The following is a 13,576-nucleotide window of genomic DNA, read 5'->3' on the forward strand; positions in this document are numbered from 1 at the left end:
GCCGTCGCGCCCGGAAAATAATGTCGGGCCTCAAACATCCAGCCCGAAGAGCGAATTAATACCGCCGGAGACGTCCCCGGTAATCGTCATCATATCGTTATCCGGCCCATAGGTGAAAAGCAATGCGGTCGGCAGCGAACGGACTGTTGCCATTTCGACATCAGCCAGGGTGATGCCCGACAAGGCATCATCCTCGCTCCAGTCGAAGATCCGCGAGGCGTCGCGCACCCCGTTCGACATGTTGACCGATACATCGAAGACATCCGCCCCGCCCTGCCCGCGGGCCATGTCACCAAAGCCCCCGTTGAAGATGAAGACGTCCGCCTCGGACGTGCCGAGCAGGTAGTCGCGGCCCGTGGTGCCCAGGATCTCGTTGAGCTCCGGCCCCTCGTCCTCGTCGGTCACGTTGACGGTGACCTCGGTCGTGACTGTTTCCGTTCCGTCAAAGACCGTGACGTCGATGAGGTAGGAATTGTCCGTATTGCCGTCACCCGGGGCCTCGTAGTCCGGCGCCACCTTGAAGCTGAGCGTACCGTCCGAGGAGATGTCGAACAGACCGCCATCCTTGCCGGCAGCGATACCGAAGCTGAGACCGTCGCCATCGACATCCGACGCGGTGACCGTTCCGACCGCGGTCGAGTTCTCGGCCACCGTGAACGGCCCGGTATCGGTGAAGACCGGCAGATCGTTCTCTGCAAGGACGGTGATGTCGACCGTCGCGGTATTGGTCAGATCCCCGTTTGAAATGGTATAGGTAAAGCTGTCCGCGCCGGTGTAGTTGCCGACCGGGGTGTAGACCAGCGTGTCGCCGACCAACGCCACCGTTCCGTTCGATCCTTGCGAGAACGCCGAGATGAAGATGTCGTCGCCGTCCGGATCGCTGTCGTTGCCGAGCACGTCGAGGACGACCGAAACGGCATCCTCGGACACATCGTAACTGTCGCCCACCGCGATCGGCGCCTTGTTCGCCGTGGATTCGTCGATGGTGAAGGTCACGGAACCGGAGACCTCAACGGTCTGGTCGGACACCGTGTAGCTGAGTGTCTCGGACCCGCTCACACCGGCGAACGGCGTGTAGGTGAACGACCCGTCGGCATTGACAACGAAGGTGCCCAGGGCCCCCTCCTCGCTGTCGACCACCGAAAGATCGTCGCCGTCGGCGTCGCTGTCATTGTCCAGCAGACCGTCGGCGGCATCGACGGCAAGGGTCGTGCCCAGACCGGCGGTGTAGCTGTCGACGCCGAGCAGGGGCGCGTCGTTCACCGGCAGCACCTCGATCTCGATGTTCGCGATCGAAGATCCGCCGTTGCCGTCACGCAGGATATAGCTGGCATATGCGGTCCCGTTGAAGTTGCCGCCGGGCGTGAATTCGAACCCGCCTTCGACCGCGCGCAGGTTGCTCGTGAACGGTGTGACCGACAGGGTCGTGTCGCCGTCGATGTCGAAGTCGTTGGCCAGCAGTTCGGCTTCCGTGATGAACAGGTGCGTGTCTTCGTCGGTGGTGAAACCGGTATCCACGACCGCCGTCGGATTGTCGTTCACCGGGTTCACGGTGACCGCGATCTCTCCGCTCGTTGAGTTCCCGTTGCCGTCGCTGACGACGTAGGTGATGGTGTCGGGCCCGTTGTAGTCGTCATCCGGTTCGTAGGTGACATAGAAACTGCCCGGCCCGTTGCCGCCGAACGGCTGACCGGTCGTGACGGTGCCGTTGAGGGCCGAGACCTCGGTGATCTCGAGCGTGTCGCCATCGGGATCGCTGTCGTTCGACAGCAGGTCGACGATCGAGAGATCGAGACGCCCGTCCTCGTCCACTTCGGCGGTTTCGCCTTCGACCACGGGCGCGCGGTTCTCGGTCGCCGTCCCGGTGATCGACAGGGTCACCATGGCCGTATCCGTGCCGCCGTTGCCGTCCGACACCTCGTACCCGAACTCGAACGAGCCCACTTCGCCGACCAGCAGATCGGCAAAGCCCGATCCCGTCTCGAACTGGAAGTTGCCCTCGTCGTCGATGGTCAGGACCTGGCCGTCGGCCAGCGTGATCGGGCTGTCGGTGACATCGTATTCCGTTCCGCCGATGGTGATCCCGGTCAGGACCAGCGTGTCGTCGTCGGCATCCGTGTCCTCGCCCTGGCCGTTGTCGGCGAAGACGTTGCCCGAAACCGTGGCGCCGGCCTCGCCGGAGAGGCTGTCGTTCTGCGCGGCGGGGCCGGTGTCGTCGGTGACGATGGTGGTCGCACCCTGCGCCGCGCCGACGAGGACCGCCTCGTTGTCGGTGCCGGTGATCGACACTTCGAGCGCCTCGTTGCCTTCGGTCATCAGATCGCCCTTGACCAGCACGGTCAGGCTCACCTCGTCCTCGCCGTCCTCGAAGGAGACGGTGCCGGTCAGGTCGGTGTCGTCGGCCAGGTCGGCGGCATCGATGTCGCCGCCGATGGCATAGCTCACCTCGAGCGCGCCGTTGGTGCCGCCGAGACGGTAGAAGGTGAACGTCACCTCCTGCACGCCGCTGTCACCCTCGGTGACCGAGGTCAGGTCCGCCGTGACGTTGGCCGTCGGTACGATGTCCGGCGCCTCGGTCACGTCGGAGGCCGCCTGCGGGTCCGCCGCGAGCTGCGTCGCCCCGCCGAGGAAGGCCCCCATGCCGGTCAGCGCGAAGTCGAGCGCCGCGGCGTTGAAGATGACCGGGTCGCTCTCGTCCACGCCCGCGTCCCGCGCGGCCTGGATCGCCTTGTCCTGAACGCTCTGCGGCAGGTTCTCGAGCTTGAGCGGCGCGGCCGGGAAGTTCTCGGGATAGTCGGGCGTGTCGCCCGAGAAGAGCGCCTCGCCGTCCTGCAGGGCCCAGCTGGCCTTGTAGCCGCCGCCCTCGTAATCGCCGAACCCGTAGATGTAGTCGAAATCGAGGCTGGGCGTACCGTCGTCGTCGAAGGAGATGACCTCGTCGGGGATCTCCGAACCGTCACGCAGGCTGAAGTCGTCGGTCAGGTCCTGGTTGGCATTGCCCATCAGACCCCGCACCGCGCCGGCATTGCCGCCATCGGCCGGATCGCCGAGGAAGACGCAGACGTTCAGCGCGCCGTCGAGCATTCCCACCATGAGCTGTTCGTTGGCATCGTTCAGGCGGATGAAGAACTTGCCGTCCTCGGTGATGAAGATGTCGTTGGCATTGGTATCGTCGTCATCCAGGTCGATGCCCGAGAGCTTGGCCGCCTCGATATCCACGGCGACGCCGTCGATCAGCAGCGGGCTGTCCGGGTCATGGGCGTCGATCTCGATGGTCTTGCCCTTGACCTCGACGGCCATCCGGGTCGTGACCGAGACCAGATCGGAGCCGGGGAAGGCCTCGAACCGGACCTGGACGGAGAAGGGATTGCTCGCCCCGTCCTCGGTTTCGACGAGGACATACTCGCCCACGGCCTGGAAGTCGTAGCCGAGACCGTCCAGCGTGATGATATGCGGGTCGCCGAAGACGTCCGCCTCGACACGGATGAATTCGCCCTCCTCGATCACCCCGTCGCCGTCGACGTCGAAGGGCAGTTCGGGGATCGGCGGCCGGCCGTCGTCGTTGCGGATGATGATCGAGGTCGAGGGGTTCAGCACCTGATAGCTGATGTCGTCCTCGGAATCGTAGCCGGTGACGCGCACCGTCAGGCTCTCGTTGGCCTCGATCAGGCCATCGCCATTGATGCGGACCACCGCGGTCGACGTGCTCTCGCCATCGGCGAAGGAGACCGACAGGCCGTTGGCCGGCAGGAAGCCCTCGATATCCTGGCTGTCCGCCCAGAACACGTTGCCCTGCACGGTCTGCAGCTCGTAGTTGACCGTCAGCGCGCCGGACAGGTCGCCTTCGCGCACGAAGACCACGGGCACTTCGGTAAAGCCGCTCTGCCCCTCGTTGACCGAGGTCCCCCAGGCCGACCCGTTGACCAGCACCTGGATCGCGGGCGGCTGGTCGTCGTTGTAGATCGTGCCGATCGAGGTGCTGCGCGTGATCTGGACGGTCGCATCCGACGCACCGCTGACCAGCTGGGCGTTAGAGAGCACGAACTTGCCGCGCTCGTTGCCCTCGATCTCGGTGTCTTCCGCGATCCGGAAGGACACGGTCTTCTGGGTTTCGCTGGCCGCGAATTCGATCGTGCCGCTCTGCGGCAGACCCGCTTCGAAATCGGCCGAGCTGACCGGCTGATAGCTGTCGCCGGCAAAGTCGTAGTCGACCGAGACGGCCGAGGTCGTGTCGCCGGAACGGTAGACCGTGAAGGTCAGTTCGGTGTTGTCGGCCGAGGTATCGCCCTCGGTCACCGAGGTGGAGTAGCTGACCGAGAGGTAGGCCGGGAAGTCGTCGTTCCGGATCACCGCGCTGGCCGTCGAGGTGGTGATCTGCGCCGTGATCTCGGCATCGTCCGAGGTCGCGTTCGACAGGCGCATGTAGGTGTATTCGTCGTTCTCGACATCCTGGTCGCCCGAAATCACGAGCGATACGGTTTTCGAGGTCTCGCCCGCGGCGAAGGACAGCGTGCCGGACGTAGGCCATTCGCCGGTGTCGAAGTCGGCCGCGTCCACGGTGCCGCCCGACACGTCGTAATCGACGTTCGCGCCGGCCGAGGTGTCGCCGTAGCGTGTGACGATGAACTGGAGCACGTTGTTGTCGCCCGCATCCCCTTCGGTCGCGGAATAGCCGCTGACACGGAAGTAGGTGGGGATATCGTCGTCGTTGATGTAGCCATAGGCCCGCGAGGACTGGATGACCGGCAGCACCGCGGCGTTGTCGGAGGCGGCGTTCGACAGGTCGATCTGCAGGTATTCCGTGCCCTCGAAGGCATTGTCGCCGGCCACGTCGATCTCGACGTATTTCTGCGTCTCGCCGGCGGCGAAGGATACCGTGCCGGAGATCGGCAGCGACATGCTTTCAGCCAGGTCGGCATCGGTGGCGCCGCGATAGTAGTAGGTCGAGACGCTGTAATCGACCGAAGCATCCACGCCGGTGTCCCCGGTCCGCTGCACGAGGAAGCGCAGCGTCTCGGTCTCGCCCGGGTCGCCTTCGGTCACGGTGTCGCTGTAGACGCGGAAATACACCGGGATCTCGTCGTCGTAGATCGTGCCGCGGCCATAGTCGTCGCTGATCTGGGCGCCCTGCGGATTGGCAGAGGCGACCGGATTGGACAGCAGCAGCTCGACATATTCGGTCTGTTCATAGACCTCGTCGTCGCGCACCTGGAAGGTCAGGGTCTTGGACGTTTCGCCGACCCCGAAGGTGACGGTGCCCGAGGCAGGAAGACCGCCGGTGAAGTCGGGGCTTTCGGCCGAGATGGAGGCACTGGGCTGGTAGGCCCGCAGCTGGTAATCCACCGTCGCCTCGATGTCGCTCGGACCGCTGCGGTACACCGTGAAGGTCAGCGGGGTTTCCTCACCGCTCTGCCCTTCGGTCGTGGCCGCGTTGTTGACCGAGAACGAGACGGGGACATCGTCGTTCAGGATCGTGACCGTCACGCTGCCGGTCGCCAGCTGGACGGGCGCGCCGACAGCCGTCGGGTTCGAGAAGATGACCTGGATGTATTCGTGCTCTTCCTGTACGTCGTCGCCCTGGATGTCGAACGTGATGTCCTTGAAGGTCTCGCCGGCCGCAAAGTCAACCGTGCCGGTAAGGTTGAACGTGTCGACGATGTCGTCGTCGTCGGCCGCCTGCGAACTGACGAAGGGCTGGATGGTGTAATCCAGCGAAGCCTCGACCGAGGTTTCGCCTGTGCGGTACACCCGCACCGAGGCGGTCGGGGTCTCGCCATCGTCGCCTTCGTTGACGCTCACGCTGTTGGCCGAGAACGAGACCGGAATGTCGTCGTTGAAGATGCTTCCGATGCCGTTCCCGTCGGTGATCTTGGCAGACTCGCCCCCTTCGGCCGTCGGGTTCGACAGCACCAGCTGCACGTATTCCGTACTCTCGACGGCTTCGTCGTCCGCGATGAAGGCCGTGACCGTCTTGGTGGTTTCGCCGGCCGCGAATTCCAGCGTGCCAGACTGCGGGAAGCCCGAGGCGAAATCGGTCGCATCCGCCGCGCTGCTGCTGACGTATGCTTCGAGCGAAAAGTCCACGGTGCCGGCGACGCCGGTCAGCCCGCCGCGGGTGATGGTGAAGGTCAGCGCGGTCTGTTCGCCGTCCGCACCTTCGGTCGCGGAGGCGTTGAAGACCCGGTATTCGACCGAGTCGTCGTCGTCGAAGATGCTCCCGCGCCCGAAACTGTCGCTGATCTGCGGCGTGTTCGTGTCGGTGGTCGTCGGGTTCGTCAGATAGATGTAGAGATATTCGGTATTCTCGTCGATGTCGTCGCCCGCGACCTGCACCGACACCGTCTTGGTGGTTTCGCCGGCGGCGAATTCCAGCGTCCCTTCCATCGGCTGGCCCGTCTCCGGGTCGATATAGCCGCTCGAGAAGTCGGCCGCCGTGGCGCCGCTCGAGGCGAGACGGTAATCCACCGTCGCGTCGGCATCGGTGATGCCCGACCGCGTGATGGTGAAGGTCAGCGTGACGTCCTCGCCATCGCCTTCGGTGACCGACGTGTCATCGACCGAGAACTGGACCGGGAAGTCGTCGTTGTCGATCCACCCATAGCCGACCCCGTCGACGATCTCGGTCGGGTAGTCGCCCTCGGCCGTCGCGTTCGACAGACGGACGTCGACATATTCCCGATCCTCGATCTCCTGGTCCTCGGCGATCGGAAGCTCGATGTACTTGATGCTTTCCCCGGCGGCGAAGGTGATCGTGCCGGACTGGGGCAGCGCGTCCTCGAAATCCTCGTCCTCGGCCGAAATCGAGGTGTTTGCGGTGTAGACGGTCACGGACCAGTCGATCGATCCCTCGATGTCGGTCTTGCCGTAGCGGTAGACCTGGAGACGCAGGACGTTGTCGTCCCCCGGGTCGCCCTCGTTCACGCCCGAATTGTAGACGCGGAACCGCATTGGGTCGTCATTGTCGTAGATGAAGCCATACGCGGTGTCGTTTCCGATATGGATCGGCGCTTCGCTGTCCGTCGTCGGATCCGACAGCACGACCCTGAAGTCCTCGGTATTCTCGTCGATCAGGTCGCCGGCGACCGAGACAGAGATGGTCGCGGTATCCTCGCCCGCGGCGAAAGTCACCGTACCGGACGGGAAGGCGCCCCCCTGGAAATCGTCGGCATCAGCGTCGGCATAGAAGTAGTCGGAAGCCCCTGCGACGGCCCAGTCGACCGTGACCTCTGCCGAGAGGTCGCCCGTCCGCGAGACCGTGAACGAGAGCTCCACCGCTTCGGTGTCGCCCTCGGTCGCGCCGGTGATATGGTTCTGGATCGAAACCTCGATGGGCACCAGACCGGTATCCACATCGACCAGGAAGTTGCCGTAGTTGATGATGTTGTCATCGGAGCCGTCGGCATTGTCGGCTGCTTCCAGTGCGTCCGCGCCGCCATGCAGGATCCGCGCCAGACCCAGGCCGCTTTCGGCGGAGGGTTCGCCGACGATCAGGTCCTGATTGCCGTCGTTGTCCACGTCGCCGGCGCGCGCGATCATCCCGATGTCGGAATTCTCCGGCGCGACGATCTTGTAGGCCCCGCCGTCCGCGACCAGCTGTTCCAGTTCGATCAGGCCGGTCCGCGCCCCTTCGGTGCCGAGCACGACGAAACCGACGTCGTAGGAGCGAAGTTCATCGGCGTTGTACTGGGTGGCCGCGATCAGCATGTCGTCGATGCCGTCGCCGTCGAAATCGCCGATCCCGAGAACGCCGTCGATCGAGAAGGTCGCCGCGAACTCGCTCCCGCTCGAGGCGGTGTACGTCAGCGCCGAGTAGAAGAACGAGGCCGCGCCGTTCATGACCTCGGTCGGGCCGACGTTGCGGAACGAGCTGTCGAAGAAATCCTCGGTGCCGTTCAGGACATAGACGCCACGCAGGAAGTTACCCGGCAGATCCTCGTCGGGGAAATCGGTCGCGGGCCGAACGAAGCTCGAGACCGCGATCTCCTGCGGGGCGTCGTTGCCCGAGAAGTTGCCGAGCCCGGCCACCCCGTCGCGCGCGTTGCTGATGGTGCTGAAGGTCAGCCGGGTCGTGGTGTCGCCCTCGACATCGGCCAGCGTGGTACCGTCGATATAGGCGAACACCCCGCCCGAGTAGTAGGTCGACCCGTAGGTGTTCACGACATAGGCGTCTTCGGCATAGACGCTTCCCTCGGTCATGATGACGTCGGCAAAGCCGTCGCCGTCGATGTCGACCGAGCCCGCCAGGCCCACGCCGTAATCGTAGGCGTCATACGTATTGCCGTCGCCGATGGACGATGACGCGAAGGCGTCCAGCCCGACCTCGCCGTAAAAGCCGAAGTTGCCGGCGAGCACCTGGCCGAGGTCGAAGGACGTCCCTTCGCCCGTTTGCAGGTTCGTCACGTCGACGATGACCGAACTGCCGCCCTGGTCGGCGATGTTGTCCACGTTGTCGCGCGCGTCGCCCGTGCCGTAGACCACGTAACCGGTGACGTCGTCGATCGCGGTATAGCGCTGGTGCGAGTTCATGAACTCGTCGGGATTGGTGTCGTAGTCGTAGTCGTAGTACCCATTCCCGTTCGCGTCGTAGACGTAGTAATACTCGTTGTAACCGGAGTATGCGCTGCGGGAGGCCACGTTCAGCCCGATATCCGCGATCCCGTCTCCGTTCACGTCCTCGAGGCCGAGCATCCCGACGATCTCGCCATCCGCGTCGAGACGGAAGTGGTCGAGGTCGTCGACGTCCACACCGGCGGCCGCCACGTCCTGGCCGCCGTAGATGACGTAGGCCACTCCGTTGGTGCGGCTGGCGGTATAGCCGTAGCCGTATTCGCCGTAATATCCGTAATACCCGTAATAGCCCGAATAGCTGCCGTAGCTGGTCGCGTTCTGGACGATGCCGAAGTCGTCGGTACCGTCGTTGTTGACATCGCCGAGCGCAGTGACGCGCGATCCGAAGACGCTGCCATAGTCGTAATTGTCGAGATCGACGTCCGCACGGACCTCGAACCCGTTCGTGCCGTCGATATCGTCCAGATCGAACCGGAGTTCCGCGTCACCGGTGCCGTAGACCACGTAGACCGACCCGGTATCCGAACCGTACCGGTTCTCGCCGTTTCGCGCGGTGACGGCAAAATCGCCGATCCCGTCTCCGTTGAAATCACCTATGCCCGAAACGGTATAGCCTGTGCGATCATATTCGCCGTCACGGCCGACAATAATACGCGATCCATAATTACCCATAGCGGTGCCCCCAGCTACAAAAGCGCTTTGCCGCGCCCGATTCGGGGCTACGGCAGAATCAAATTAAGGCAAATATACGGCAGAATTCCTCATTCACAAATGCATGATTGACGTCGTGTCAGCTTTTGGCCAGCCGCCCGGATCGTCGCAATCAACCCATTGTTTTGGAAAGGGAACTGCGGTCGGTTAAAAAACCAGAGCGCGCAATGTTCGAGCCACCGCAACCTGCGGGGGAACCCCAGCACGATCCGAGAGTTGCGCCGCGACCGTTCCCACCCGGTTTTTCAGCCGTTCGGAACCGAGAGCCTGTCGAATGGATCGCACCACCGCATCGCCGCCGTAGCGCCCCTCGACCCCGAGGCCCAGTCCGTGATGGGCGATGGCGCGCGCGAACATGCCCTGCTCGCGGTGGCCGGGCAGCCCGATCTGCGGTACGCCCGCGGTCAGGAACGACGCGCCGACGCCGTTGCTGGCGTGGCTGATCCCGAGGTCGCAATCGCTCAGGAGCCGGGCAAGCTGCACCGGCCCGGCCTCGACCTGCACACCGCGCTGCGCGAGCCGCGAGCGGTCGCTGTCGGAGATGCCGGGGGCCGCGAGAACCACATCGGCCTCGGGCCCCATCTGCATCAGCGCGGCCAGTCCGGCGGCCGCCGGGGGCGTGCCGGGGCGCAGGTAGGCGAAGATGCGCGGCCCCGGCCGCCCGCGCCAGTCACGCGGCGCCCCCCGGTCCAGCCCCGGCAGGTGCCCCAGGTACGGCGGGTGATCGGGGTGCAGCCTGCCCCTTGCGACATAGTGGTCGGTGACCTCCCATGTCGTCAGGATCGACGCCTCGCCCTCCAGTATGTCGCGAAACCGCGCCACGGACGGCGCGCCGAAGCGTTCCAGCACCGCATTCGCCGTCGCGACGACCCGGGCCTCCTGCGACCGGACGAGGTCGATGGGCGCGGCCGCGTCGAAGGCGGGCATCGGATCGGCCAGCGGCGGGTTGTCGTAGCCCGACCCCAGCACGGCAAAGCGGAGGGACAGGGTGCGCGCCGCCAGCGCCGCCGTCGGGGCGGCCTGCACGACCAGAAGGTCGGGACGGACAAGCCCGATCACCCCGCGCCAGGCCTCGACCTGGGCCGCCAGCGCGTCGGTCGCGTGCCACCCTTCGGTCGTCAGCATCGCGGCGAAATTCGCCGGCGGCCGGTTGTCGGGGGTCTGCTGGCGCGTGCGCGCATGGGGCGCCGGCAGAACCGTCGCCGCCAGGTCGGGCGCGATGTCGCGGAAGGCGACCGGATCGCGCAGCGCGACGAAGATCTCGGCCTCGTCCGCCAGTTGCTCGGCGGCGAGGGCGACCTTCGTGACATGCCCGTAATTCGCGCCGAGTTCCCAGGCAAAGAGGATGCGCGGACGGCGCCCGCTCACCAGCGTCAGCCCCCGGGCCCGGCGGCGACGGGGAACGGGGCGGGGCGAACCTGGAACCGGATCTCCGGCGTGCGGAAGCCCAGCAGCTTGGGCCGCCTGATCCCCGGCAGGAAGGCGACGTCGTAAAGCTCCTGCACCACGCCCTGGATCTGCAGCGTGTGTTCGATGTCGCCCGTGTGGATGTTGACGATGGCCACCATGCTGGTCGGCTGCTGCCCGGCCTCCTCCAGGCGCTGGTCGAGCGCGAGCCCCTCGAAGGTCTTCTCGGGCCGCGGGCGCGACACGCCGATCACGGCGTGATCGCCTACGAAGGCCACGCCGCGGACGAATCCGGGCAGAAAGCACATCGGCTCGAACCGGCCGGTCTCGAGGTCGACCTTGCCGAATTCGCCCGTGCCGGACTGAACGGCATAGAGCGCCCCCCGGTAGAGCCGGGGCGAATGCGGCATCGACAGGCCGGAGCAGACAATCTCGTTCGTCTCGACATCGACGATCACGCCGCCGTCCTGCCGGTTGTTGCGCCAGGCCCCGCCGCTGTTCGTCGTGGCGACGCAGGTGACGTATTTCGGCTTGCCCTCGGCCATCGCCAGCCCGTTCAGGTGGCAGCGATCCTCGGCCGCCACCCGGTCCACGAACGGCGGCAGCCAGACCGGCTTGAACGAGTTCCGGTAATCCAGCGTCGCCAGGCAGTTGAACCGGGTCGCCACGAAGACCGGTGCGGGGCTGTCGGGCTGCGGGTGGATGTCGTGGATGTCGATGTCGCCGGTGGTCCGCCCCTCGACCGGGACGAAGACCGCATCGAACCCGTCCGAGGACACCTGCCCGGGATCGAGGAAATTCTCCATCCGCCAGAGCTGATAGAGCGACGACATCCACAGCGTCGTCCGGCCGCCGGTCTGGCTGACCCCGAATCCCATGCAGCGCGGAAAGGACCGCTCGTAGACCGACAGGCGGCCGGTCTCGGGGTTGATGCCGATCAGGAAGAGCTTGCCCACCTGGTAGGTCGTGAAGGCGATGGAGCCGCCGACCGAGCGCAGCCAGGGCGTGAAGGTCCGCGATGGCTGAAGGTTGAATGTGCCGGTCTTTTCGGGCTGGGCGGCGTCCGGAGCATCCGGTGCGTGGGCGGGATCCTGTTCGGTCATCGGGGGCTCCGGTTCGGTGCAATGCTTGAAATCAAAGGTCTCGTCTCCAAATAGATGCGCGGTGCGCGCCGCGACCATAGCGAACCTTTCCCTTCGGTCAAAGCGCTCAGGTGCCGAACATATTGTTGCGGCGCGCAGGCCAAAAGAACCGGGCACTCCCGGTGCCTCCGGGCTGGCACTTGCCCGCCGGCGCGCCTAGTCTGCGCCAACGGAGGGATGCATGGACCTGATCGACGACGGCAAGGGCGGTGCGGGCGGCAACGCGCACGAATTCACGGTGAGCGAGCTTTCGGGCGCGGTGAAGCGGGCCATCGAGTCCGGCTTCGGCCATGTCCGGGTGCGGGCCGAGGTCGGGCGCGTTTCGCGACCTCGGTCGGGCCACATGTATTTCGACCTCAAGGACGACCGGGCGGTTCTGTCGGCGGTCAGCTGGAAGGGCCAGGTGGCCCGGATGCAGGTGCAGCCCGAAGAGGGAATGGAGGTCATCGCCACCGGGCGCATGACCACCTTTCCCGGACAGTCGAAATACCAGCTGATCGTCGACAACGTCGAACCGGCCGGCGCCGGCGCCCTCATGGCGCTTCTGGAAAAGCGCAAGGCGATGCTGCGGGCCGAGGGCCTCTTCGCCGCCGAGCGCAAGCGGCCCCTGCCGTACCTGCCGCGCGTCGTCGGTGTGGTCACCTCGCCCTCGGGGGCGGTCATCCGCGACATCCTGCACCGGCTGCGCGACCGGTTTCCCGTTCACGTGCTGATCTGGCCGGTCGCGGTGCAGGGCCAGACCTGCGCGGCAGAGGTCTCGCGGGCCATCGCGGGCTTCAACCGGCTATCGCCGGCGGGGGCGGTGCCGCGCCCGGACCTGCTGATCGTGGCGCGGGGCGGCGGCTCGATCGAGGACCTCTGGGGCTTCAACGAAGAGATCGTTGCCCGGGCCGCGGCCAGTTCGGAGATACCGCTGATCTCGGCCGTCGGGCACGAGACGGACACCACGCTGATCGACTTCGTCTCGGACCGCCGGGCGCCCACGCCGACCGCGGCGGCGGAACTCGCCGTGCCGGTGCGCGCGGAACTGACGGGCTGGGTGGCGGACATGCGCGCGCGGCTGATTCGGGCGCAGGGGCAGGCGATCCTGTCGCGGCGGCAGAGGCTGAGCGACCTGGCGCGCGCCCTGCCCCGCCCCGAACGGCTGACCGAAACCGCGCGGCAGAAGCTGGACACCTGGGGCGAGCGGCTGCCGAACGCCCTGCGGCGCGGGGTGGCGGCGCGCCGGGTGGCGCTGTCCGACTGCTCGGGCGCGCTGCGGCCCGGCCTCCTGCGCCGCCGCATCGCCGAGGACCGGCAGCGCGTCGCGGATCGCGGCGCCCGCCTGCCCTCGTCGATGACGCGCAACGTCATGCAGCACCGGCGCCAGTTCGAGACCTGCGCCGCGCGGCTGCAGCCGGCCACCCTGCGGCGCGAGACCCTGCGCCAGCGGGAGGCGCTCGAGAAACTGGCGAACCGCTTCGCCGAGGCGGCGCGGCGCAGCGTCGAGAGCCGCAGGGACCGGCTGGCCACGCTGGACCGTCTGCGCGAAACGCTGGGATACCGCGAAACCCTCGCCCGGGGCTACGCCGTGGTGCGGGACGGAAACGGCGCCGTCATGACCCGCAAGGCGCAGGCCGAACAGGCCGAGAGCCTGGCCATCGAATTCGCCGACGGGACGCTGGATCAGGGAGCCTCGCCGGCACCGAGGAAAAAGCCTTCGGCCGGCCGGAAAGAGCCGCCGCCGGAACAGGGCAGCCTGTTCTGAA

The 13,576-nt window shown here is 66.1% G+C and carries 4 protein-coding genes; 1 reads left to right on the forward strand and 3 read right to left on the reverse strand.

The genetic code is table 11. The annotated features are described in order from the left end of the window. Positions 1-30 precede the first annotated feature (30 nt). The 3 genes from OB2597_RS12560 to OB2597_RS12575 form a co-directional block, all read right to left on the reverse strand. Positions 31-9,240, reverse strand: coding sequence for an Ig-like domain-containing protein (locus OB2597_RS12560; RefSeq protein ID WP_009805950.1), 9,210 nt, complete (start codon positions 9,238-9,240; stop codon positions 31-33). Between the two features lie 186 nt (positions 9,241-9,426). Next, positions 9,427-10,647 (reverse strand): glycosyltransferase, encoded by a 1,221-nt coding sequence (locus OB2597_RS12565; protein ID WP_009805951.1) that lies wholly within the window; start codon positions 10,645-10,647, stop codon positions 9,427-9,429. Positions 10,648-10,652: 5 nt separating this feature from the next. Then, entirely contained in the window at positions 10,653-11,789 is a 1,137-nt protein-coding gene (locus OB2597_RS12575) for a TIGR03032 family protein (RefSeq protein WP_040609752.1), read from the reverse strand. Positions 11,790-12,009: 220 nt separating this feature from the next. On the opposite strand from OB2597_RS12575, the gene xseA reads away from it, so the two are divergent. Continuing rightward, positions 12,010-13,575 carry an exodeoxyribonuclease VII large subunit gene (gene xseA / locus OB2597_RS12580; protein ID WP_009805953.1) on the forward strand — a complete coding sequence of 522 codons (1,566 nt, stop codon included), beginning with the start codon at positions 12,010-12,012 and terminating at the stop codon, positions 13,573-13,575. Position 13,576: the final 1 nt, after the last annotated feature.

Source organism: Pseudooceanicola batsensis HTCC2597 (assembly GCF_000152725.1).
Taxonomy (GTDB): Bacteria; Pseudomonadota; Alphaproteobacteria; order Rhodobacterales; family Rhodobacteraceae; genus Pseudooceanicola; species Pseudooceanicola batsensis.

Coding starts and splice junctions, on each gene's coding strand:
- OB2597_RS12575 (WP_040609752.1), bottom strand. CDS start 11,789: ATGACCGAACAGGATCCCGCCCACGCACCGGATGCTCCGGACGCCGCC.
- xseA (WP_009805953.1), top strand. CDS start 12,010: ATGGACCTGATCGACGACGGCAAGGGCGGTGCGGGCGGCAACGCGCAC.
- OB2597_RS12560 (WP_009805950.1), bottom strand. CDS start 9,240: ATGGGTAATTATGGATCGCGTATTATTGTCGGCCGTGACGGCGAATAT.